Source organism: uncultured Desulfovibrio sp., assembly GCF_944324505.1.
Lineage (GTDB): Bacteria > Desulfobacterota > Desulfovibrionia > Desulfovibrionales > Desulfovibrionaceae > Desulfovibrio.
Genome location: NZ_CALUWO010000002.1, coordinates 227,415 through 251,022, shown reverse-complemented (window position 1 = coordinate 251,022; position 23,608 = coordinate 227,415). Strand labels below are relative to the sequence as shown.

Sequence of the window (23,608 nt, the reverse complement as noted above, 5' to 3'; positions counted from 1 at the left end):
GTTCAGGCCGTGGGGCGGCTGGCTGCGATGTGGCCTTTGTCGTGCTGCGGCATGCGCCTGGCCCTGCTGCCGGACGGAAAACGCTGGAAGGAAGGGCGCTTCCGGGCCGGAGGGCTTGACAGGGCAGTTCGCCTTGGGTATGAATATGCCCTCAACGGGTCGTTAACTCAGTAGGTAGAGTATCTGCCTTTTAAGCAGAGAGTCGCAGGTTCGATCCCCGCACGACCCACCATGCGCATAACGCCCCCTGCCATGACTATGGCAGGGGGCGTTTTTCGTCATTCTGCCTGCACGTCGTGCGCTGCCCTGCGGGGGGTGCGTGTTTCTCTTGCGGGGCATTGCCGCCGGGAGTGCTGCCGGAGGCGCTGCCCTGTCCGTGCTGTGGCCCTGCCGTGGGCCTGCCGCGGCGTGTCAGGGCAGACTATTATCTACAGCAGGACGTGCCGAGGCCCTGCGGGCGGCCTATTGGCGGGAGCGCAGAGAGCGAGCAGGCATTGCTGCTCATGGGCCTGCGCATGGGAGTTTGCCGCAAGGGCGTTCCGGGCCTGTTCAGGCCGGTTGCGGCCGTTACCAGCCGGGAGGGCACGGCGTGCTTGGGCGGCAGAGGATAGGGCAGAACGGGGTAACGGTGCGCGCAGAGGCAGGCCGGCGGTTTTTGCCGTCACAGGGCCGGCAGGTGAGGGAAAAGCAGATGGACCTGCGGGAGTATTATAGTAACAAACTGTATTGAAAAAAACTATTTAGTAGAATACTTCATTGATTTTTCAAGAAAATTTTAGAAGGCGTGATCTCTGCCATGGCGAGCACCGTCTGCGCGTCTGGTGGTTCCGGCATGCCGGTGCGCCGCTGACGGGCTGCGCAAGGCAGCGTTGTGCCTGTCATGCAGCGTCGTCACCATGCCGGTCACAGCACGGGCTGAGGCGAAGAGCGTGTGGAGACTGGGGGCGCAGGGAAGGTCAGCGCAGGCGGATCAGGTTTTCAGTCGGGAGAAGATGGCTGCGTGGCGATGCGGCTGTCCGGCACAGGCGCACGTGTGCCCATGTGCCGGGGCAGGGAAGAGGGGGCAGATGAGGTGCAGCGGCGCTGCCCCGCCGGGCCGTCAGCCCGCGTCGGGGGCATCAGAAAACCGCACGGGGGGAAACATCCCGCGGGGCACGCCATTATCCAGGAAGAGGGCCGCCCGCAGGGCTGCGGACGGAAGCGGCATCAGCCGTGCTCCACGGGCAAAGCTGCCCGTGGCCTGCCGTACGGCTGCGGTACGGCCGCTGACGGGGGGATGGGGGGGCGCAGAGGCTGTCCGCCCGCTGCGGCGGCACGGGCGGACCTGGCGGGACAGGCTTTTTCAGGCGGATGCCGGTGCGGCGGCTCCGTCGCGTGGGGCGTCTGTTTCGTCCTCGTGCTGCCACCACCAGCGGGCACGACGGCAGAGCAGGTCAATGTCGCCGCCGGCCGCCACGTTGAGCATCTGCCGGTACTGGCGCACGGCCTCGTGGCTGTAGGCATTGGCTTCAAACAGGGCGCTGAACATGGCCCCGTCCTCGGTCAGCATCTTTCGGGCAGCGGCCTGCCGCCGCCGGAAGGAGGGCGTGATATAGGGCAGCAGCTCGTCATGCCCGGCCAGCAGGGCAAAGTAGGCCAGGGTGGTAATGAAGTTCATGTTCTGCACACGGGCCATGGCCCTGTCATGGGCCTCGGCGGTGGTGCGGAACGGGCGGCAGCCCAGGGCAGTGAAAAAGTCCTCCACCAGGGCAATGGCTGCTTCCGGCGTGCCGTCCGCCGGCGTCACGGCCACGGGCAGGTCCGCATCGGCCGTCTGGGGGCCGAAAAGCGGATGGGTGCCCACGATGGCGCCCTGCCAGCAGGCCCGCATGTGCCGCAGGGGCTGTTCCTTCACGCTTACGATGTCAGACAGTACAGCCGTGGGCGGCAGGTGCGGGCAGAGCGCGGCCGCCGTGGCACGCAGCGCGGTTGCCGGCACGCAGAGCAGCACCAGGGCGGCATCCCGTGCGGCCTCCCGCAGGCGCAGGGGGTCAAAGGGGGCTGCTTCGCCGTGCGGCACGGCCACACCGGGAGCCTCCGCCGGCGGCAGGGTCTGGTCGATGTCCAGCGTGGCCGGGTGCAGTCCCGCTGCGGCAGCGCGGATGCAGAGCATGCTGCCCATGCGCCCGCTGCTGCCCACCAGCAGAATTTTCCCGAAGGAACGGCTCATCGTATCTGCTCCCAGCATTGCCAGAAGTCGGGGAAGGACTTGTCCACCACCGAGGGATTGTCCAGCCGTTCCCGGATGTTGATGGCAGAATCCCGCAGCGACAGCAGGGAAAGGGACATGGCCATGCGGTGATCGTTATGGGTGCTCAGGGCCACCTCGTCCGGCAGAATGGGTTCCCGCAGGCCAAAGCTGCGGCCGCCCAGGCCATGGATGAGCAGGCCGTCGTGCAGTTCGTCCACCACCACGCCGGTTTTGGCCAGCTCTTCGGCCGGGGCGTGCAGGCGGTCGGATTCCTTGTGGCGCAGGTGGGCCACATTGTCGATGCGCGTGGACCCCTGGGCAAAGCCGGCCAGGACGGCCACAGTGGGCACCAGGTCCGGGCAGTCGTGCATATCCAGCTGGATGCCGTGCAGGGCCGAGGGATAGACCGTGATGCCGCCGTAATCGTCCGTTTCCACCCGGGCGCCCATGCGTTGCAGGATGTTCACGATGGCGCGGTCGCCTTGCAGCGAGTCCTGCCGCAGGCCCTGCACGCGCACCGGATGCCGCCCCACGGCGCCGGCGGCTAGCAGGTAGGAGGCGCCGGACCAGTCCCCTTCGATGGTGTGCTGTCCCGGCTGGTAGGCGCCGGGCTGCACCGTGACGCGCAGGCAGCCGGGAACGGCTTCGCGCAGCTTGCGCCAGTCCTGGCCGGACATGCGCTGCCAGGGGGCATCAGGGCTGGGACGCTGTTCTACCACAAAGGTGATGCCGAAGTCTTCCAGGCACTGGAGCGTCAGCCCCACATAGGGCCAGGACATGGCCTTCTGGCCGCCCAGTTCCACGGTGATGGGCGCGGGGGCCAGGGGGGCAGCCAGCAGCAGCCCCGAAAAATACTGGCTGGAGGTATCCATGCCCAGGTGCACGCAGCCGCCGACCTTTTCGGGCTTCAGGCCCGTGGTTTCCAGCAGCAGGGGCGGGCAGCCTTCCGTCTGTTCATAGGTGATGCTCACACCCAGGGCGCGCAGCACATCCACCAGCTCGCCAATGGGGCGCTGGTGCATGCGCGGCGCCCCGTGGATGCGGAAACAGCCCTGCCCGGCAGCCAGAACCGCCGTGAGCAGGCGGCAGGAAGTGCCGGATTCGTGCACGTCGCAGGAAAGGGGGTGCGCCTGGGGGCCGCCCTGCGGCCGGGGCATGCCCGTCACCAGCCAGGCGGCCGAGGCTGCGCCATCGTGCGGCAGGCCGTCAAAGCTGGCGCCGCAGGCGGTCAGGATGGCCCGGGTCTGTTGCAGGTCGCGGCTTTCCAGCACATGAAACAGTTCGGAGCGGCCCTCGGCCAGGGCGGCACCGATGCAGTAGCGGTGCGAAAGGGACTTGGAGGCCGGGGCCGTGACATTACGCATGATCATCTTCCTTGTGGTCTGCGGTCTCCAGGCGATCCAGCTGGGGGCCGGTGGGATAGCAGCCCAGGATACGGAAGCTGGTACAGACTTCGCCCAGGCGTTGCAGCAGTTCGCGGTGTTCCGGCGCTTCCAGATCGCTTTCCACGTCGGCAAAGAAGACATATTTCCAGCACTGTCCGCGCAGGGGGCGGGACTCCAGCTTGCGCATGTTGATATGATGCACGGCCAGCAGTTCCAGAACGGCGGACAGGGCGCCGGACTTGTCCGGCAGGGTGAAGAGCAGCGAGGTCTTGTCCGCGCCGGTATGCCCGGGAACGGGGGTACGCATGCAGCCGCCAAGCTGCTTGCGGGCCGGCTTGGGACCAATGATCACAAAGCGGGTCCAGTTGCCGGAATGATCCTCGATGCGCCGGGCCAGGATGTTCAGGCCGTTGAGGTCGGCCAGCTTGCCGTTGCCGATGGCCGCGCTGTCCGCCTCATGGCGGGCGCGCCGGGCCGCGGCCGCGGTGGATTCCACCGGAATCAGGCCGGCATTGGGCAGGTGGGCGCGCAGCCAGCCGCTGCACTGGGCCAGGGGTTGCGGGTGGGAATACACCGTGCGGATGTCCGCCAGGGAATTTCCCTGACTGAGCAGACAGTGCGATATGCGCGAGAACAGCTCGGCCTGGATGTAGACATCATGATTGAGGAACAGGTCGAAACTGGCGCCCACGGTGCCTTGCAGGGAATTTTCCAGCGGCACCACCCCCAGTTCGCACTGGCCGCTGACCACCTCCTCAAAGATCTGCTTCAGATCGTTGCAGGGATGGAAGGTAGCCGAATGCCCCAGGTATTCCACGCCGGCAAAGTAGGAGAAGGTGCCTTCGGGGCCAAGATAGGCCACGTGCTGCGGTCGTTGCAGGGCTCGGGAAGAGGAAAGGATTTCCCGCCAGATGGAAAAGAGGTGCTCATCGGGCAGGGGGCCGGCATTTTCGCGGGCCAGACGGTCCAGCACCTCGCGTTCGCGCAGGGGCTTGAAGATGATGCCGGGATCGTGGGCCTTGAGGCGCCCCACCTCCTGGCTGAGGGCCGCCCGCTCGTTGAAAAGGGCCAGCAGGCGGTGGTCCACATCCTCGATCTGGGCGCGAATGGTGCTCAGGCGTTGTGCCGCATCGGAAACAGAGGAATCGGAAGGCGCCATGGCTAGACCTCCCTGATCTCTTCGCGGATACGCATGCCGAAGTGCCGTCCGGCCTCGTCCGTGCGGCAGAGCACCGTATCGCCGGGCTTGAGGCTCACCACGCTCAGGGGCGTGCCGTCCGGGCCGGTAAGGCGGATGGTTTCGGCATTCTGCAGAAAGACGGCGCCCCGCTGGACCCCGTCGGCGCCGCGCACTTCGGCCTCGATGAGCAGCATGGGCCGCACCTCGATCTTGACCCGGCCCAGCGTGGCCACGGTGGTCTGGCCGTCGGCATCCACAATGAGCACTTCCTGTCCGGCGGTCAGTTCGCCCAGGTAGCAGGTCTTGTCGTGCGGCAGGCGGGTATAGGCATGCACGGCCCCGGCATTGACCCGGAAGGGGCGAGCCGCCACGTATTCGTTATGCTCGGTCTCGGCATGCACCAGAAAGGTGAAGGCGCTGGAATTGCCCACCAGCATGCCCTGACCGCGCCGGAGCAGCGAGAGGGTGTCCGCGCAGACGCGGTGCCCCAGGCCCACAGGCTCCACACGGGTGATGACCGCTTCCTGCAGCATTTCCCGCCCCTGCGACAGCTTGCACTGGGCCACAATGGCCTTGAGATCGGCCAGGGCAGCGGGCAGAACCACAATGCCGTCCACGCCGCGTTCCAGAATGCCGGCCGCCAGGCGGGCTTCCTCCAGCGAGCCGGCTTCGGCCAGCACGTGATCGCTCTGGGCCAGCAGGTTTTCCACCGGGATCACCTCCCAGCCGCGGGCCAGCACCACGCGTTCTCCGGCCTGGAGACGGGCCAGCACGGCCTCTTCATCAGCCTTGGATGTCAGCACGGCTGCCGGCGTTTCCTCCGCGGGCCAGACCGTGCAGCGGGACAAGCCCGCTACGGCCTCCATCTGCTCACGGGGAACAATGACCCCGTCCACGCCCGACTCCAGCGCCAGGGTCACGGCCGCCTTGTCGAACGGTTCACAACGAAAATATACCCGGGACATGCTATTCTCCCACAATGGCCAGCGCCTGATCCACGTCGGCATTGTCATGCACGATGGCGCGCATGGCCCGGACCAGTTCGATGCGGCGGGGGTGCTGGAACACATTGCGCCCGATGGACACGCCCGCACCGCCGGCCTGAACGGCATCGTGGACCATCTGCAGGAGCTGGCGGGTGGAATCCATGAGTTCCCCGCCCGCGATGACCACCGGCACGCAGCAGGCTTCCACCACGCGGGAGAAGCTTTCCACATCGCCGGTGTAGGGAACCTTGACGATGTCGGCGCCCAGTTCCACCCCGACGCGGGCGCAGTGGGCCACCATCTTGGGATCGTAGGTATTGGCGATCTGCGGGCCGCGGGCGTAGACCATGGCCAGCAGGGGCATATGCCAGTTGTCGCAGGCTTCGGCCACCTTGCCCAGATCGGCCAGCATGAGGCGCTCGTTGGGATCGCCCAGGTTCACATGCACGGACACGCAGTCGGCGCCGTGCTTGATGCCTTCTTCCACCGTGCCCACCAGGGTCTTGGTATTGCCCATGGGCGAAAGGGCCGTGGAGGCGGAAAGATGCACGATGAGGCCGATGTCCTTGCCGGCGCTGCGGTGGGAGCAGCGCACCAGGCCCTTGTGCATGAGCACGGCATCCGCGCCGCCGATGGCCATGTCGTTGACGGTTTCACGCATGTCCACCAGGCCGTCCACAGCGCCGATGGTGACGCCGTGATCCATGGGCACAATGATGGTACGGCCGTTTTCACGATTGATGATGCGTTCCAGGCGGACTTTTTTGCCGAGGTACATGGTCTTTCTCCTTTTGCGGTTCCGGGCCTTCCGGCGGATAAAAAAAAGGGCCGCCGGCGGATTGCCTGCGGCCCTGTGGATTCGGTTGACGAATGGTTGTCAGCAACGACCCCGGCCGCAGGCTTCGGTAAAGTACGCAAAAAAGCACCAGCCATAAAAGCCGGTGGCGTAGGAAGAAGCGAGGGCAAAGGTGGAATGCGACATGCTATAAATCTCCGATGCGTTTTTTGCTATCCTTGTCGGGCAGCCTTTGTCAAGGGGAGAGGGCGGATTTTTTGAAAAAAGAATATATGCAGGCATTTCAGTCCGTTGCTTTCCGCCCTGGGCGAAGTGTCTTGTGAATAAATGTTCATGAAAAGGAAAGTGCCCGGAAATATTGACAGGACGGCCTGTCGTGGGCATGTGTGGTTTCGAATGTATTGTAGTGCAGGAGGAGAATGCCATGAGCACGAAAAAACACATGAGCCTGCCCGCCCAGATGGGAGCGGGCATGCTGCTGGGGATACTGGCTGGTGCTGCCATCCAGTTCTACGCCATTCCGACCAGCTACTTTCAGCCCTTTGGTCAGCTGTTCATCAACCTGGTCCGCATGGTGGTGGTGCCGCTGGTCATTGTTTCGCTTATTTCCGGTGCGGCCAGCGTGGGGGATGTGGGACGCCTGGGGCGCATGGCCGGCAAGACCCTGATCTATTATTTTCTGACCACGGCCGTGGCCATCATCATCGGCCTTCTTCTGGGCAATCTGTTCCAGCCCGGCGCCGGTCTGAACCTTGCCCAGGATGTGGCGTCCGTCAAGGTGTCCACACCGCCCAGCATGGTCAAGGTGCTCATGGACATCGTGCCCGTGAACCCCGTGGAGTCGCTGTCCAAGGGCAATATGCTGCAAATCATCTTCTTTGCCGTCATGCTGGGTTTTTCCCTGAGCCTTTGCGGCGAGAAGGGCCAGCCGGCCATAGCCTTCTTTGACAGCATGACCGAGGCCATGCTGCACCTGACCCGCCTTGTCATGTACTATGCACCCATCGGTGTCTTTGCCCTCATGGCCGTGGCGGTGGGGCGTCATGGTCTGGGCGTGCTGCTGCCGCTCATCAAGCTGGTGGGCATCATGTACCTGGGCTGCATCATTCATGTGCTGCTGGTCTATATTCCCATTGTCCGCTGGGCCGGGCTGCGTCCTGCCCATTTCTTCCGGGTGCTGAGCGCGCCCCTGCTCATCGCCTTTTCGTCCTGCTCCAGTGCGGCGGCGCTTTCCTCCAATATGGAAGGCGTGCAGCGTCTGGGGGCTTCCCGCTCCGTGTCCAGCTTTTCCATTCCGCTGGGCAATACCATCAACATGGACGGTACGGCCATCTACATGGGCGTGGTAGCCATTTTTGCGGCAGAGCTGTACGGCGTGCCCATGCCCTTTGACAAGCAGCTTTCCGTGCTGCTCATGGGCATTCTGGCCTCTGTGGGAAGCATGGGCGTTCCCGGCGCCGGCCTGCTCATGGTCACCATGGTCTTCACGCAGGTGGGCATTCCGCTGGAAGCCGTGGGCATTGTGGCCGGCATCGACCGTGTGCTGGACATGGCCCGCACCACCATCAACGTGCTTGGCGATGCCACGGGCGCCATCTGTGTTTCCAAGCTGGAAAATGATCTTGACCCTGAACGCGGGGCACGCATGGAATCCACGCTGTAATTCCTGACAGGCACGCGTTGCCGTCAGGCAGACAAAAGCCGGGTCGCATTGCGGCCCGGCTTTTTTGCGGTACTACAAGGATCAGGGGTTATGACGAGACTTCCGCCATTTCGTGGTCCCGGGTATCGGGGGTGGGGTCTGCCGGCGGTGCGGAGCGCACGGCCGTGATGGCCCGGAGCTTGCGCGTTTGCAGGCGGTGCAGCACAAAGTCCTGCGGCTTGGTCCCCGCCGGAATGGCGGATACGGGAAATTCGGCCCGGGCCAGCCGGCGGTGCCCTCCGGCGGAACCCACATCGTAGAAGCAGGCATCGGCCATGCGGCCGATGTCGCGGCCGCCGTCACCGCGGAAGATGACCACCACGGTGGTCTTGCCCACGATGCCGCTGACGGCAATCCAGCGCAGGCCATGCACCCGGGTAAAGAAGTCCGCCACGGCCACCAGCAGATCGGCGCTGCTCACATCGCCCAGCCAGGCCTGGGCGCCATTGCCCCGGCAGTCCACCAGCGAGCGGAAGGCGCGGGAAAAGAGCGGCAGCCAGTCCCGCAGGTATTCACTGCGCAGGATGCGCCGCAGCACCGCCGTATCCGCATGGCGCGAGAGCCACTGATAGGCGCGGAAGTCGTCCTCGCCGCCGCTGCGCTCGAAACTCGCCGTATCGGTACGGATGCCATAGAGCAGGGCCGTGGCCAGCAGGGGGGACGGGGTGATGCGCAGCCCCTGGAGGTAGCGGGTCATGATGCTGCTGGTGGCGCCCACATTGGGGCGCACATCGTAGAAGGCGGCAGCGGTATAGGGTTCCGCCGGCAGGGGGTGATGGTCGATGACCAGATCAAAGGTGATGTTCTTGAAGCAGGCGTGATGATTGGGCTGGGAGTCCACCACGGCAAAATGGTCATAGGTTGACAGCTTTTCCACCTGCAGGGGCTTTACCGGAATGCGCAGATAGCGGATCATGGCCAGATTGTCCGGCCGGGTGACCTCGTTAACGCGCACAATGTCCACGGATTTGACGCGGTGCTGCATGATGCGCTTGAGGGCCAGGGCCGACGCCAGCGCATCGGGGTCTGCCACGATGAGGATGCACCAGCGGTGATCCTTGCAAAGGCCCTGGCGCCACTGGCGCATGGCTGTCAGGTAGGTATTGGTGCCGCCCATGACAGACTCCTCACTGTGGAATACATGGAAAACGGCCGGGCAGAGATGACCAGGAGGCCGAACGGTGCGTTCCGTCCGGCCTCATCCTCTGCGGGACGCCTTCACCATAGTCCAGAAGCGGCGGAGCGTCCAGCCGGAAAGGGGAGACTTTTCACGACAGATCGCCGGGAGCAGGGCAAGAAGCCCCGCCCCCGGCGGTATTTTTTTGTGCCGGTGCCCATCCGGGCCGTTAGCCGGCGGGCACGATATCCTGGCCGGCCCAGCCCAGGGCGGCCGCGGCCTCACGGGTTTTGGCGCCGCCCACCACGCAGGTCACTCCCTGATGGGCCACGGCGTCCAGCACGTCGGCCACGTCCCGAAAATCCCTGGCCGTGGTGGACAGGATTTCCTCGCGGAAGCGCTGGCGGTCTTCCTCGCTGTCGCCGGCCAGGTAGCGGGCCAGGGCGCGCGCGCCTTTGGCATCGGGCAGCAGGTAGGCATCCATGTCGCCGATGGCACCCACGATGGCCTGTTCCAGCTGGGCCGCATCCGGGGCACTGTCCCGCAGATAGGCGGCCATGCCGTCATAGACAGCCAGGGTTTCTTCCACATTGGGGTCCCGGTAGGAGGCCAGCACCAGATTGCCCCCCAGTCTGTCCAGGGTGCACATGGCCCCGTAGGCTCCACCGCGCACGCGCACGCGCTCCCAGAGATAGCCCATGCGCAGGGAACGCAGCACCACGTTCAGCGAGCCGGTGCAGGCATAGCCAAGATCGATGATATTGGCGGCCTTGCCCACATAGTTGACCTGGGCCGGAGCAAAGAAGGCTTCGCCCGCCGGCAGCTCCAGGGGGCGGGGGGCGACGGCGTTGCCTGTGCGGCTGGCCGGCAGATCGGCCAGCAGCTCATGGCCCAGGCTCTGCACCCGGGTCAGAAGGGCGGCATCCCCTGTGCAGTCCAGCAGGGCGCCCGGCCGGGCAATGATGCAGCGCCGCAGGGTTTCCATATCCTCCAGCAGGCGTTGCGGCTGGGTTTCCAGCTGCCGCAGGAAGCCGCGCACGGCCTGGAGCTGGCTGAGGCCGCCCGTGCGTTCGGCCAGGCGGCCGGCCTCGGTAAAGTGCGCCCGCAGGCGGGTGGACACCGTGGCGTGGCCGGCAGCCACCAGGCCGTGTTCCAGCCGGGCCTTGTCTTCCAGCAGCATCTGCCCCATGCGTTCCCGCAGCACGTCCGTATCCCGCAGGGGTTCCAGCAGAATTTCATGGAAGATAGCAAAAAGGTCAGGGAGCTTGTCCTGCACGGCCTTGCCCATGATGCCCAGGTGACGCAGCGCCGTGCGGTAATGGCTCCGGGTGCCCAGAATCACGTCCGCCCCCACGCCGCCGGTCTTGGCGGCTATGCGGGCGCCAAGCTGGCCGAAGTCATGCCGGGCCGTGCCGGCTTCGGTGAGGCAGCGGGCAAAGAGCGGCAGCAGGGCTTCCAGGTGCGGCGGCACCGTATCCAGCGGCAGCAGCAGCCCCGCATAGGCAATGCCCTGCGTGGGCAGTTCATGGGCCAGAAAGGTGGCGTCCTGGTCCAGTGCCTGCTCCCGCAGGGGCAGGAGGCTGTTGTGGCGCGGCATGTCCGCCACCCCGAGCTGCGGAATGGTGGCCAGGGCTTCGGGACTGTCCGGCGCTTCCTGTGCGGCCTGGAGATGCCGGGTCACCTCCACCATCTGTTCCCGTGCACGGCTGTCGCAGCCGGCCTGTACGGCGGCCAGCCGGTCGGCTTCGGCGCGGTCGCGCGTGGCGGCCAGGGTCGTGTCCGGCAGCAGGATCACCGTGGCGCGGTGCTCGTTGTGCAGAAAGTGCTCGCGGATGGCGTTTTCAAAGACGGTTTCGCCGGCGGCCAGCCGGGCCTTGATGTCGTTCAGCGGCGCTTCCCAGGCCAGGGCGGCCAGGGGGTCGCCGTCATACAGCCAGGTGGAAAGGGCCTGAATCATGGCGGAAAGTCCCCGGGGGAAGCGTCCGGAATTGTTTTCGCGATAGGCAAATTCCACGGTATTGACAGCAGCTTCCACGGCCGCGGGATCGATGCCCTCATCCGCCAGGCGGGCCAGGGTTTCAAAAATGAGCAGTTCCGCCTGCGGCACGTTGCGCGGCTCCACGCCCTTGAGGCCCGTGGAGTAGTACATCTGGCGCAGGTCGGTTTCCAGGCCGCAGCCCGTGGTATCCTCGCCCAGGCCGGAGCTGATGAGCGCCCGGCGCAGGGGCGAGCCGGGCAGGCCCTCCAGAATGTGTTCCAGCATTTCCATGAGCAGGGCCTGCCGCACGTCGCCGCGCTCGCCCAGCAGCCAGTTTACCGTGAACAGGGCGCGCTTTTCGCCCTCGGTGGCGGCATAGGGCACCTCCACCTGTCGCGGCGTATGGCGGCGGGCCTGCAGGGGCACGGCAGAATCCACGGGCCGGGCCGTGTAGCCCGCAAGGGCCTCGGCCACCCGGCGCAGGCGCTCCTCTTCCGGATCGTCGCCCCAGAAGAAGAAACGCGCATTGGAGGGATGATAGTAGCGGCTGTGGAAATCCCGGAAGGCCGCGTAGGTCAGGTCCGGGATCACGGCGGGATTGCCGCCCGAATCCAGGCTGTAGAGCGTGTCCGGGAAGAGGGCCTGCTGGCTCTGTTCGGCCAGGATGGAATCGGGCGAGGAATAGACGCCCTTCATTTCATTATAGACCACGCCCTTGTAGGTCCACGGCCCGTCGGTGCTCAGGGCCTCCACATGCCAGCCTTCCTGGCGGAAGATGTCCTCGCTGATGCGCGGATGAAAGACCGCATCCAGATAGACATCCATAAGATTGTAGAAGTCCTGCAGGTTGGCGCTGGCCACGGGGTAGCAGGTCTTGTCCGGAAAGGTGAAGGCATTGAGGAAGGTCTGCAATGATCCCTTGAGCAGCTCCACGAAGGGTTCCTTGACCGGGTAGCGGTCGGAACCGCAGAGCACGGAGTGCTCCAGAATATGGGCCACGCCCGTGGAATCCGTGGGCGGCGTGCGGAAGCTCACGCCGAAGCATTTGTTTTCATCGTCATTGACAATGGAGAGCAGTTGCGCGCCGGTGGCCGTGTGCTGCCAGAGGCGCGCCGTACCGTTGACTTCCTTCATGACCCGTTCGGTCAGAAGGCTAAAACCATGGGTGTGCATGCGCTGTCCTTGAAGGTTGAAGACTGCGTTTCATGACGGTGGGGGCAAGGCCCTTTCCCGCCTCATGGCCGCAGTATACGGATTGCGCCGCGCATTGCAACGGCCGGCAGACGTGCGCAATTTTTGTACAGTGTCTGCCCGCGGAAGGGCGGCCTGGTCAAATTTTGGACAGGGGGGCGGCGGGGCAGGGCGGAAAGGAGCGCCTGGCCGCCTCTGGCACGATATATGCTTCTTTTGCAGCAAACACTGAACGCCCCGGAGACGGGCAGAAGGAGGCTACTATGAATCGCCGGCAGTTTTTTGGAACCCTTGGCCTGTCTGTTATGGGACTGGCTCTCATGAAGGCTTTTCCTTCCGTGGCAGAAGCGCGCAATGGCGACGGTACCGGCCCGGACGGGCGCGGTCCGCGTCCCGGCTCCCCCTGTGACGGGGGAAGTCCGCGCGGCAATGCTCCCTGCGGCGGTCAGGGATGGCGCAGGTCCCCCAGTGGCGAAGATTCCCGTCCCCGGAGAGACGGACGCGGCTACGGGCCGCGTGATGGGTCCGGGAACGGCTACGGCCGGCGCGATGGCAGCGGTCCTCGGCATGACGCCTACTAGCGCTGTGAGGCTTCCCGCTTTCTGAGCGCGGCCCAAGGCTTCCCGACAACGGGAAGCCTTTTGCGTGTTGTACGGCAGGCATGGCGGGAAAACCCGCATGTCCTGCTTGCCTTTCGGGGACTTTTGGGCTAGGAAAGCCTGTTCATCAAGCACACTCCGGCAGCGGCCCGGGGTGCCCGCGGCGGTGCCTGTGGCGCTGCCTTCCCCCTGGGGAGCGGGTTGCAGGGTCAGGGCCGGGGTGGAAGACAACAACCCTTTGGAGGATTGAACATGGCCTATGTCAGCATGAAGCAGATGCTGGAAACCGGCGTGCATTTCGGTCACCAGACCCGCCGCTGGAACCCCAAGATGCGCCCCTATATCTTCGGCGCCCGCAACGGTATCCATATCATTGACCTGCAGCAGACCGTGAAGCTGTTCCGCGTGGCCTATGACAAGGTGGTGGACACCGTGGCCAAGGGCGGCAAGGTGCTCTTCATCGGCACCAAGCGCCAGGCGCAGGAAGCCGTGGCCACTGAAGCGGCCAAGGCCGGTCAGTACTATGTGACCAACCGCTGGATGGGCGGCACCCTGACCAACTTCGTGACCATCCAGAAGAGCGTGGAACGCCTGAAGAAGCTGGAAGGCATGTTTGCCGACGGCAGCATCAACCGTTATCAGAAGAAGGAAGTCCTGCTGCTGGAACGCGAAATGCAGAAGCTGGAACAGACCCTGGGCGGCATCAAGAACATGGATCGCCTGCCCCAGCTGGCCTTCATCATCGACCCCAACCGCGAAGACATCGCGGTGAAGGAATGCCGCAAGCTCGGCATCCCGATTGTGGCCGTGACCGATACCAACTGCGATCCCGATGTCATCGACTACATCATCCCCGGCAATGACGACGCCATCCGCGCCATCAAGCTCTTTGTGACGGCCTTCTCCGAAGCCTGCCAGGAAGGCGCTGCCATGAGCAAGAGCGGCGAGGACAATGCCGAGGAAGCCATGCAGAAGGCCGCCGAAGCGCCCGAAGCTGCTGCCGAATAAGGTTCTTTGCGGTGCGCCTTGCGGGGCGCACCCTTTTTCTGCGGCCTGCGGGTTCCCCAGGGACCGGGGCCGCAGAACACATGCCGGATATCCGGTACTGCCCCATTTTTTAGTCTGCAATCCCGGTTCCGGCCGGGAAACTGGAGAATATTATGGCTATTACCGCTAGCTTGGTGAAAGAACTGCGCGAAAAGACCGGCGCGGGCATGATGGACTGCAAGAAGGCCCTGGTTGAAGTGGCCGGCGACCTGGAAAAGGCCGTGGACTGGCTGCGCCAGAAGGGCATGGCCAAGGCCGCCAAGAAGGTGGGCCGTGCCACCAGCGAAGGTCTGGTCTGCGTGGCGGCCAGTGACGACGGCAAGCACGTGGCCATGGCCGCCCTGCTGTGCGAAACCGACTTTGTGGCCCGTGGCGAACAGTTTGAAGCCATGGCCAACAAGGTTGCCCAGGCCGTGCTGGACGGCAACCCCGCCGATGCCGATGCCCTTCAGGCCCTGGTGGGCGAGGATGTGACCCAGCTCATCGCCTCTGTGGGCGAAAACATGCAGCTGGGCAAGTTCACCCGCCACAGCAAGACCGGCGAAAACGATGTCATCGGCCAGTACATCCATGCCAACCGCAAGATCGGCGTGCTGGTGGATCTCCAGTGCGGCAAGCCCGAAACCGCCAGCCGCGAGGAAGTGAAGGAACTGGCCAAGAACGTGGCCATGCAGGTGGCCGCCACCAGCCCCATGGCCCTGGATGCCGACAGCCTGGATCCGGCCGCCGTGGAACGCGAACGGGAAGTGTACCGTCACAAGGCCCTGGAAGAAGGCAAGCCCGCCCAGATCGTGGACAAGATTGCCGATGGTGCCGTGAAGAAGTTCCAGAAGGAAGTGTGCCTGATGGAACAGCCCTACATCCGCGACGACAAGAAGAGCGTGGCCGATGTGGTGCGTGAGGTGGCCAAGGCCGTGGGCGACGACATCAAGGTACGCGCCTTCACCCGCATTCAGCTGGCGGCTGACTAAGGGGACGCCGCTGCGACGGACAACACGCATACCGGCGCAGGCCATAGGTGATACCAAGGGGGCTTTTGCCCCCTTTTTTTATGCGCAACATACCGTAACAATCTTGCAGCATGCCGTAACAAGGGCGGCATGAGAGGAGCTGCTTGCATTTATGTGGGATATGACATGGATCGCCGATCCCTCGGCCTGGGCCGGTCTGGGCACCCTGGTACTGCTTGAGGTGGTACTGGGCATCGACAACCTTGTCTTTATTTCCATTCTGACCCAGCGGCTGCCGGAGCAGCGGCGGCGGCAGGCCTTTTTGTGCGGGCTGGGGCTGGCGCTGGCCATGCGGCTGGTGCTGCTGTCGGCCATTGCCTGGATCGTGAGCCTGACGGAGCCGCTGTTCAGCGTGTGGGGCAGGGATTTTTCCTGGCGGGATGTCATCCTCATGGGCGGGGGGGCCTTTCTGCTCTTCAAGGGCACCATGGAACTGCACGAGCGGCTGGAAGGGCAGCTTTTCGACTACAGCCAGCAGGACGGCCAGGCGGGCTTCTGGCAGGTTATCATTCAGATTCTGGTGCTGGATGCCGTGTTTTCGCTGGACTCCATCATTACCTCTGTAGGCATGGTGGACCATGTGCCGGTCATGATGCTGGCCGTCACGGCGGCCATGGCCGTCATGGTGCTGGCTGCCGCGCCGCTGACCAGCTTTGTGGAGCGTCACCCCACGGTCATCATCCTTTGTCTGGGCTTTTTGCTCATGATCGGCCTGAGTCTGGTCATGGATGGTCTGGGCTTTCATATTCCCAAGGGCTATCTGTATGCGGCCATCAGCTTTTCCATTCTGGTGGAATGCTTCAACCAGATTGCCCTGCGCAACCGGCGCAAGCGCATCAGCATGCGCGATATGCGCGAGTCCACGGCCCGGGCGGTGCTGGGGCTGCTGGGCGGCAGCCGCTACGGCGAGGAGGATGCCCGCATGGATGCCGCGGCCCTGGCCACGGAGCCGGATGGCGAAGCCGTCTTTGCTCCCGAGGAACGGGATATGGTGGCGCGCGTCATCCGGCTGAGCGGCCGCACGGCCCGCTATATCATGACGCCGCGTCAGCGGGTGCGCTGGCTGGACAGCGAGGCGGACCGGGAAGCGGCCTGTGCCTTTGCTGCGGCCTCCACCCTGGCCTGGCTGCCCGTGCTGGATACGGACCGGGACGAGGTGCTGGGCGTGGTGCATGCCGGGGACCTGGCGGCCATGTCTGGCGGTGCGGCCCCCTGGGACCTGTTGTCGCTGGTGCGGCCGGCGCCGGATGTTTTCGAATACACCAGCCTGCCTGATCTGCTGGAAACCTTCCGCAACGAACCTGTGCCCCTGGCCTTTGTGCGCGACGAATACGGCAGTGTGGTGGGCATCATCACGCCGGCCGAGCTGGTGTCTGTGCTGGCCGGCCAGATGGGGGACATGCCCGCCGGCCCCGAAGCCTGCCGGCAGGAGGATGGCAGCTGGATCATGCCCGGCCGCCTTTCCGTGGATGCCGTGACGGCCTGGCTCAATATCCGCGTGCCGGCCCGCAGCAGTTCCGCCACCCTGGCGGGCCTGCTGCTGGAAAAACTGGGACACATTCCCCGCGAGGGCGAGACCTGCCGCATGGATGACTGGATCATGGAAGTGCGGCGCATGGATGGGCCGCGCATCGAGGAAGTCCGCGCCGTCCGCCACGAGGACTGACGGCTGGCGCATCTGACGCACGGCCGGTTTCGGCGGGGGAAGGAGGACGCGCAGTGTCGTGGCCGCCCTTCCCCGCGCCATTTTTTACCGCACAGGGCGGCGTTCCCGTATTTTGTGCCGGGCAGGGCATGCCGCGCACCGGGGCAGGAGCAGAGCGCGGCACGCGGCGGGAGGGGGCGGGCAAAAACGCTTTGAGATACGCGGCGATTCTGCTATGCTGTCAACGCCTTGCCCGAAAGCGCAAAACCTCAACAAAGGTGGCATCATGTCGACTCTCAAGTACAAGCGGGTCCTGCTCAAGCTCAGCGGCGAAGCCCTTGCCGGCGAGCAGAAGACCGGTATTGACCCTGATACCGTGTCAGCCATCTGCAAGGAAATCGGAACCCTTCTGGAAATGGGCGTGGAGCTGGCGCTGGTCATCGGCGGCGGCAATATCTTCCGCGGGCTGTCCGGCTCCGCCAAGGGCATGGAACGCTCTTCGGCCGATTACATGGGCATGCTGGCCACGGTGCTCAATGCCCTGGCCGTGCAGGACATGCTGGAAAAGCAGGGCTATCCCACCCGCGTGCTGTCGGCCATCAATATGCAGGAGGTCTGCGAACCCTTTGTCCGGCGCCGTGCCCTGCGGCATCTGGAAAAGGGGCGGGTGGTCATCTGTGCCGCTGGCACGGGCAATCCCTATTTCACCACGGACACCACGGCGGCCCTGCGCGGCATGGAGCTGAAATGCGATGCCATCATCAAGGCCACCAAGGTGGACGGCATCTATGACAAGGACCCCACCAAGCATCAGGATGCGGTCAAGTTTGACAGCATCAGTTATGACGAGACCCTGTCCCGGCATCTGGGCGTCATGGATGCGGCGGCCTTTGCGCTGGTGCGTGACAACAATGTGCCCATTATTGTGTGCCGCATGTTCGGCGGGGACATCCGCCGGGCCGTGCTGGGCGAGCCGGTGGGCACCATTGTGCACGACTGCTGAGGCGCTCCGGCCTCTTTCGGCGCTGTGAGGGCGCCCCGCAGGCAGGAAAACCGCTGTCATCCCGTGCGAAAAGGGCGCCATGCGCTGCCCGTTTCCGGGTGATGGCGCCATGAGCATTTGTTGCATACTTCAGGAGAAACGGAATGGATATTGATACCCTTCTTCTCGATACGGAAGACCGCATGGAAAAGGCGCTGGTTGCGCTGGAGCGTGAATTTGCCAAGCTGCGCACCGGCCGCGCCTCCACCGCGCTGGTGGACGGCATCAAGGCCGATTACTACGGCACCCCCACGCCCATTTCGCAGATGGCGTCCGTGGCCGTGCCGGACAGCCGCACCATCACCATCCAGCCCTGGGACAAGGGCGGCATCGGCGTGGTGGAAAAGGCCATCCTCAAGTCCGACCTGGGGCTGACCCCGGTCAATGACGGCAAGATCATCCGCATCAGCATTCCCCCGCTCACCGAGGAACGCCGCAAGGACCTGGTCAAGGTGGCCCGCAAATACGGCGAGGAAGCCAAGGTGGCCGTGCGCAATGTGCGCCGTGATGCCAATGATACGCTGAAAAAGCTGGAAAAGGACAAGAGCATCACCGAAGACGAGCAGAAGAAGGCCGAGGCCGACGTGCAGAAGCTCACCGACAAGTTTGTGGGTGACGTGGACAAGAAGTGCGCGGCCAAGGAAAAGGAAATCATGGATATCTAGGCGGCCTTGCCGCTGTGCCCGCCGCCGGTGCCCTGCATGGTGCCGGCGGCGGGCACGCATCTACATGCCATGGAACAGCAATTTCCTTTTCTTCCCCGCCATCTGGCCATCATCATGGACGGCAACGGCCGCTGGGCGCAGGCCCGCGGGCTGAAGCGCGTGGACGGGCACCGGGCCGGCGCGGACAATGTCCGCGTGATTGTGACCGAATGCCGGCGTCTGGGCATTCCGTATCTGACGCTGTACGCCTTTTCCAGCGAAAACTGGAAGCGCCCCCCCGCCGAGGTGGCTGCGCTGTTCAGCCTGCTGCTGGACTTTCTGGGTACGGAAGTGGCGCGCATGGAGCGCGAGGGCATACGCCTCATGGTACTGGGCGACGTGGAAGGGCTGCCGCTGGCCCAGCGCACGGCCCTGAAGCACGCCATGAAGCGCACGGCGCAGGGCCGGGACATGACGCTCAACCTGGCGCTCAACTACGGCGGCCGCGAGGAAATCGTGCGGGCCGCCCGGCGCATGGCCGAGGCCGGCCTGCCCCCCGAACAGTACACCGAAGCGCGCTTTGCCGACTTCCTCTATACCCAGGGGCAGCCGGACCCTGATCTTCTGGTGCGCACCAGCGGCGAACTGCGCCTGAGCAACTATCTGCTCTATCAGTGCGCCTACAGCGAATTTTATTTTACCCCCGTGGCATGGCCGGACTTCGGCGTGGATGCGCTGCATGAGGCGCTGCGGGCCTATGCCGGACGATCCCGTCGTTTCGGCCAAACGCAGGAGCAAGTCAATGGCTGTTGATCATGCAACCGATATCCGCCGCACCCTTACCGGTGTGGCGCTGGGCGCCCTCATTCTTCTGGTACTGGCCGTGCGCGGCTGGCCGCTGCTGGCGGTGATTCTGCTGGTGGCGGCGCTGGGCCTCTGGGAATTCTTTTCCCTGTTCTGGGGCAAGTCCGGGCGCATCCCCAGCCGCATCTGCGCCATAGTCCTGGGCTGGGGCATGCTGGTGCTGAGCTGGATGCACCGCCCGCAGGATGCCCTGGTCTGCCTGGGGGCCGGCTTTGTGCTGGCGGCCATGAGCTTTCTGTTCCGCTGGGATGTCATCGAGGAAGACGCCTTTTCCGCCAGCGGCATCTTCATGGCGGGGCTGGCCTATGTGCCGCTGCTGCTGCTGCCGGCCACCTATCTGTCCACGGTAAAGCTCATCTTTGTGCTGGCGGCTGTTTCCATTTCCGATACGGCGGCCTATTTTGTGGGCACGCGCTTCGGGCATCACAAGCTCTGGCCCAGGGTCAGCCCCAACAAGAGTTCCGAAGGCGCCGTGGGCAGTCTGGTGGCCTGTGTGCTGTTCTGCATCATTTACGGCGCCGTCTTCGGCAAGGTCAACTGGTTTGCCTTTGCCCTGCTGGGGGTGGCCATCAATGCCTTTGCCCAGGTAGGGGACCTGTTCGAATCGGCGCTCAAGCGCTCGGTGAACGTCAAGGATTCGGGCAATCTGCTGCCCGGACACGGCGGCATCCTGGACCGGGCGGACAGCATCCTCTTTGCCATGCCCATGTTCGCCGTGGTGGACCAGTGGTTCTTTTTCTTCTAGCCGGTATTGGCAGCGGCGCCGTCTGCCCCGCTGCCGCCGGAGTGCTTCTGCCCGGCTAGACATCCGGGAACGTCCGCGTGGGGGAGGGGGGTATGTCCGCATGCCGCCTTCCCCCACGCGGCATTGCTGTTCCCCAACATCTGATGGCCGCGTGTCACGCGGCAAGGTATGTGCTATGTCCAACTGCTGGCCGGGTCGGGAAGGCCCGGCAATCAACTACATATCGGCCCCGCCTTCTCTGGACTGGCAGGGGCTGCAACGGCATGAACTGGTCATTCTGGGATCCACCGGCTCCATCGGCCGCAATGCCCTTGGCGTGGTGGACAGCCAGCCCGGGCGCTTCCGCATTGCGGGCCTGTCCTGCGCCCGTAACGTGGACATGCTGTCCCGGCAGGCCATGCGCTACCGGCCGCGTGTGCTGGCCGTGCTGGACGAGGAATCGGCCTATGACCTGCGCGCCCTGCTGCCCGCCGACTACCGGCCGCATATTCTCGTGGGACCCGACGGCTATGCCGCCGTGGCCTCCCTGCCCGAGGCCGATACCGTGCTTTCCGCCCAGGTGGGTGCTGCCGGGCTGCGGGGCACGCTGGCGGCTGCCCTGTCGGGCAAGGTCATCTGCCTGGCCAACAAGGAATCCCTGGTGCTGGCCGGCAATCTGCTCCGGCAGGTCTGCGCCCGCACGGGCGCTGCCATCCTGCCCGTGGATTCGGAGCACAATGCCATCTTCCAGTGCCTGGCGGCACGGGGGCAGGATGTGGCCCGCCTGGTGCTCACGGCGTCGGGCGGCCCCTTCCGGGACATGCCTGCCGAGCAGCTGGCCGGCGTCACGCGCGAGCAGGCCCTGAAGCATCCCAACTGGGTCATGGGCGCCAAGATCAGCATTGATTCCGCCAGCATGATGAACAAGGCCCTGGAAGTGGTGGAGGCCTATCATCTCTACGGGGTTCCCAGCGAGCGCATCGAGGTGCTGGTGCATCCGCAGTCGCTGGTGCATTCCATGGTGCAGCTGCGCGACGGCAGCCTGCTGGCCCAGATGGGCACGGCAGACATGCGCCTGCCCCTGGGGCACTGCCTGCTGTGGCCGCATACGCTGGACTGTGGCGTATCTCCCCTGGACCTGGCCCATGCGCCGGCGCTGGAATTCCGCCAGCCGGACACGCAGCGCTTCCCGGCCCTGAACTTTGCCCGCCGTGCCCTGCGGGAACGGGGCGGGCAGTGCGTGGTCATGAATGCGGCCAATGAGGCGGCGGTGGACCTGTTCCTCAACAGGCGCTGTTCCTTCCCTGACATGTACCGCTTCATTGAGGCGGCCATGGATGCCCATGCCCGGACCAGGCCGGATGCCGACGTGTTCTGCGAACCGCTGCGCAGTCCGGCAGGGGATACCCTTGCCTTGCGGCAGGAAGTGGCTACCGTAGTGGAGCGTATGGAACGCCTCGACCAACAAAGCCGCGCCCTGGTCTATGATCTGGCGCGTGACGGAGCCTCTGCATGCTGACGACCATTGTTGCCGCCGTACTTGTGCTGGGCGGTCTCATCTTCTTTCATGAACTGGGTCACTTCTGCGTTGCCCGCGCCCTGGGCATGGGGGTGACCACCTTTTCCCTGGGCTTTGGCCCCAAACTGCTGAAGGTCAAAAAGGGCAAGACGGAGTATGCCCTGTCGCTGGTGCCCCTGGGCGGCTACGTGGCCCTGGTGGGCGAAAGCCGCGAAAGCGACCTGCCCGCAGGCTTCACCCGCGAGGAAAGTTTTTCCCTGCGGCCGGCCTGGCAGCGTCTGCTGGTGGTGCTGGCCGGTCCGCTGGCCAATGTGCTGCTGGCCTGGTTGCTCTGCTGGGTGCTGGGCTTCGGCTGGGGGCAGGCCATCCTGCTGCCGCAGGTGGGCAAGGTCATGCCCGAAAGCCCGGCGGCCATGGCCGGCCTGCAGAAGGGCGATACCATTCTGCGGGTGGACGGGCAGGAAACCCCTGACTGGCAGAGCATGGCCGAGGCCATCGGCGCCAGCAACGGACGCCCCCTGATCCTTACCATCCTGCGGCCCGCGCCCGCGCCGGAGGACGGCAGCTCGCTCCGGGAGGTGGGGCAGGAGCTGCAACTTTCCATGACGCCCAAGCGGGCCACCCGCAAGACCATCTTCGGGGAGGACGAGGAGGCCTGGCTCATCGGCATCACGGTGAGCGGCGCCATGAGCTACCGCGAACTGGGCTTCTGGGACGCTGCCGTGGCCGGGGCACAGCATGCCTGGGGCATGGTGGAGCTGACGGCCGAAAGTTTCCTCAAGCTGGTGCAGCGCGTGGTGCCCCTGGATCAGGTGGGGGGACCCATCATGATTGCCCAGATGGTGGGCGAGCAGGCCCAGCATGGTCTGGCCGGCGTGCTGGGACTGGCGGCGCTCATCAGCATCAACCTGGCCATCCTCAACCTGCTGCCCGTTCCGGTGCTGGATGGTGGAACGGCCCTGTTCTGCCTTGTTGAAATGGTCTTTCGTCGTCCTGTGCCGGAAAAGGTGCAGGACTGGGGCATGCGCGTGGGGCTGGCGCTGCTGTTGTCCCTCATGCTGCTGGCCACCTTCAATGATGTGGCCCGCATTGTGACAGGGTAGCATCATGGCGCTTTCCACCGGTCTGGAGCTTGTGCTCAATGCGGCCGAAGGGCCGTTGCAGATACTGCTGACGGAAAACGGCGACCTGCTCTGCGCCCAGGAATGGCACCGGGCCGACAGGGCCACGGAAATCCTGGCGCCGGCACTACAGGAACTGTGCGCCCGCCTGGGCATTTCCCTCATGGATGTGCGGCGTATTGCCTGCGTGCGCGGCCCGGGGTCCTTTACGGGCATCCGTCTGGTGCTGACCACGGCGGCGGCCCTGCGCCGGGTCACGGGGGCGCGGCTGGCCGCGCTGGACTACATGCAGGCCCTGGCCACTTCGGCCGTCATGGCCCGCGGCATGCTCTGGGGCGGGCAGGTTCACGTGCTGACCCATGCCCGCCGCAATCTGGTGCACTATCAGCCCTTCATGGCCTACGGACCGGTCATTCCGGCCTATGCCACGGCCCCGGTGCAGTTGATGCCGCCGCAGGAGGCCCTGAAGGCCGTGGAAGCGGCCGTGGCCGATCGCGCCGCACGGGAACCCGCCGCCTGCCGGGCCGGGGTGCCGCTGCTCTGCGGCAGTGCCCTGCACCGCAATGTACGTCTTTTTGCCCCTCTGGACGAACGGCGCGATCTGGATGCCATGCCCCGCCTGGTGACGCCGTCGCTGGATGCCCTGCGCCTGCTGGCCCGGCACGGGGACTATTTTGCCCGCGATGTGGAGCCGCTCTATGTGCGGCCTTGTGATGCGGTGGAAAATCTTCCGGAACTGGCCCGACGGCAGGGACTGGATGGCGATGCCTCTCTGGCCCGGCTGGAAAGCCTGCTGCATGCGGCGCCGCACAGCCAGTGCTGAGGGCA

General features: G+C 64.9%; 18 protein-coding genes and 1 tRNA gene. 12 read left to right on the top strand and 7 right to left on the bottom strand.

The features are described from left to right. Positions 1 to 156 precede the first annotated feature (156 nt). Positions 157 to 232 (top strand) — tRNA-Lys (locus Q0J57_RS03770). 1,110 nt (positions 233 to 1,342) lie between these two features. Here the strand turns inward: Q0J57_RS03770 and Q0J57_RS03765 are convergent. Genes Q0J57_RS03765 through Q0J57_RS03745 form a run of 5 tightly spaced genes read right to left on the bottom strand, consistent with a single transcriptional unit; the run spans position 1,343 to position 6,559 of the window. Beyond that, positions 1,343 to 2,209 carry a prephenate dehydrogenase/arogenate dehydrogenase family protein gene (locus Q0J57_RS03765; RefSeq protein WP_297217229.1) on the bottom strand — a complete coding sequence of 289 codons (867 nt, stop codon included), beginning with the start codon at positions 2,207 to 2,209 and terminating at the stop codon, positions 1,343 to 1,345. Then, on the bottom strand, positions 2,206 to 3,594 hold the full coding sequence (locus Q0J57_RS03760) for a 3-phosphoshikimate 1-carboxyvinyltransferase (RefSeq protein ID WP_297217227.1): 1,389 nt from the start codon (positions 3,592 to 3,594) through the stop codon (positions 2,206 to 2,208). The genes Q0J57_RS03765 and Q0J57_RS03760 overlap by 4 nt, the downstream gene beginning before the upstream one ends. After that, positions 3,587 to 4,774 (bottom strand): prephenate dehydratase, encoded by a 1,188-nt coding sequence (pheA, locus tag Q0J57_RS03755; RefSeq protein WP_297217224.1) that lies wholly within the window; start codon positions 4,772 to 4,774, stop codon positions 3,587 to 3,589. Before pheA ends, Q0J57_RS03760 begins: the two co-directional genes overlap by 8 nt. 2 nt (positions 4,775 to 4,776) lie before the next feature. Beyond that, entirely contained in the window at positions 4,777 to 5,760 is a 984-nt protein-coding gene (locus Q0J57_RS03750) for a 3-dehydroquinate synthase II family protein (protein WP_297217223.1), read from the bottom strand. Between the two features lies 1 nt (position 5,761). Then, the gene (locus Q0J57_RS03745) at positions 5,762 to 6,559 is read right to left on the bottom strand and encodes a 2-amino-3,7-dideoxy-D-threo-hept-6-ulosonate synthase (RefSeq protein WP_297217221.1); all 798 of its coding nucleotides are present in this window, start codon (positions 6,557 to 6,559) and stop codon (positions 5,762 to 5,764) included. A gap of 442 nt (positions 6,560 to 7,001) precedes the next feature. On the opposite strand from Q0J57_RS03745, the gene Q0J57_RS03740 reads away from it, so the two are divergent. Continuing rightward, a complete protein-coding gene (locus Q0J57_RS03740; protein ID WP_297217219.1) occupies positions 7,002 to 8,240 on the top strand; it encodes a dicarboxylate/amino acid:cation symporter in 1,239 nt (412 codons plus the stop codon). A gap of 88 nt (positions 8,241 to 8,328) precedes the next feature. On the opposite strand, the gene Q0J57_RS03735 is transcribed toward Q0J57_RS03740, so the two are convergent. Continuing rightward, positions 8,329 to 9,396 carry a DHH family phosphoesterase gene (locus Q0J57_RS03735; RefSeq protein WP_297217217.1) on the bottom strand — a complete coding sequence of 356 codons (1,068 nt, stop codon included), beginning with the start codon at positions 9,394 to 9,396 and terminating at the stop codon, positions 8,329 to 8,331. Positions 9,397 to 9,625: 229 nt separating this feature from the next. Then, positions 9,626 to 12,547 (bottom strand): insulinase family protein, encoded by a 2,922-nt coding sequence (locus Q0J57_RS03730; RefSeq protein WP_297217214.1) that lies wholly within the window; start codon positions 12,545 to 12,547, stop codon positions 9,626 to 9,628. 869 nt (positions 12,548 to 13,416) lie between these two features. Here Q0J57_RS03730 and rpsB point away from each other — a divergent pair. The 10 genes from rpsB (at position 13,417) to tsaB (ending at position 23,603) form a co-directional block, all read left to right on the top strand. Continuing rightward, positions 13,417 to 14,172 carry a 30S ribosomal protein S2 gene (gene rpsB / locus Q0J57_RS03725; protein ID WP_297217212.1) on the top strand — a complete coding sequence of 252 codons (756 nt, stop codon included), beginning with the start codon at positions 13,417 to 13,419 and terminating at the stop codon, positions 14,170 to 14,172. Between the two features lie 152 nt (positions 14,173 to 14,324). After that, positions 14,325 to 15,182: a translation elongation factor Ts gene (gene tsf, locus Q0J57_RS03720; RefSeq protein WP_297217211.1), complete on the top strand. Its 858-nt coding sequence runs from the start codon at positions 14,325 to 14,327 to the stop codon at positions 15,180 to 15,182. Between the two features lie 151 nt (positions 15,183 to 15,333). Continuing rightward, the gene (locus tag Q0J57_RS03715; protein WP_297217209.1) at positions 15,334 to 16,887 is read left to right on the top strand and encodes a transporter associated domain-containing protein; all 1,554 of its coding nucleotides are present in this window, start codon (positions 15,334 to 15,336) and stop codon (positions 16,885 to 16,887) included. 265 nt (positions 16,888 to 17,152) lie between these two features. Beyond that, complete coding sequence (gene pyrH, locus Q0J57_RS03710; RefSeq protein ID WP_297217206.1) at positions 17,153 to 17,869, top strand: UMP kinase; 717 nt, start codon at positions 17,153 to 17,155, stop codon at positions 17,867 to 17,869. A gap of 143 nt (positions 17,870 to 18,012) precedes the next feature. Continuing rightward, positions 18,013 to 18,573, top strand: a complete 561-nt coding sequence (frr, locus tag Q0J57_RS03705; RefSeq protein WP_297217204.1) for a ribosome recycling factor — start codon at positions 18,013 to 18,015, stop codon at positions 18,571 to 18,573. 69 nt (positions 18,574 to 18,642) lie between these two features. Further along, positions 18,643 to 19,365 (top strand): polyprenyl diphosphate synthase, encoded by a 723-nt coding sequence (gene uppS, locus Q0J57_RS03700; protein ID WP_297217201.1) that lies wholly within the window; start codon positions 18,643 to 18,645, stop codon positions 19,363 to 19,365. Beyond that, the gene (locus Q0J57_RS03695) at positions 19,355 to 20,161 is read left to right on the top strand and encodes a phosphatidate cytidylyltransferase (RefSeq protein ID WP_297217200.1); all 807 of its coding nucleotides are present in this window, start codon (positions 19,355 to 19,357) and stop codon (positions 20,159 to 20,161) included. The genes uppS and Q0J57_RS03695 overlap by 11 nt, the downstream gene beginning before the upstream one ends. A 175-nt stretch (positions 20,162 to 20,336) precedes the next feature. Then, entirely contained in the window at positions 20,337 to 21,659 is a 1,323-nt protein-coding gene (dxr, locus tag Q0J57_RS03690; RefSeq protein ID WP_297217199.1) for a 1-deoxy-D-xylulose-5-phosphate reductoisomerase, read from the top strand. Then, positions 21,653 to 22,762, top strand: a complete 1,110-nt coding sequence (gene rseP / locus Q0J57_RS03685) for an RIP metalloprotease RseP (protein WP_297217198.1) — start codon at positions 21,653 to 21,655, stop codon at positions 22,760 to 22,762. Before dxr ends, rseP begins: the two co-directional genes overlap by 7 nt. Before the next feature lie 4 nt (positions 22,763 to 22,766). After that, on the top strand, positions 22,767 to 23,603 hold the full coding sequence (gene tsaB / locus Q0J57_RS03680; protein WP_297217197.1) for a tRNA (adenosine(37)-N6)-threonylcarbamoyltransferase complex dimerization subunit type 1 TsaB: 837 nt from the start codon (positions 22,767 to 22,769) through the stop codon (positions 23,601 to 23,603). Positions 23,604 to 23,608: the final 5 nt, after the last annotated feature.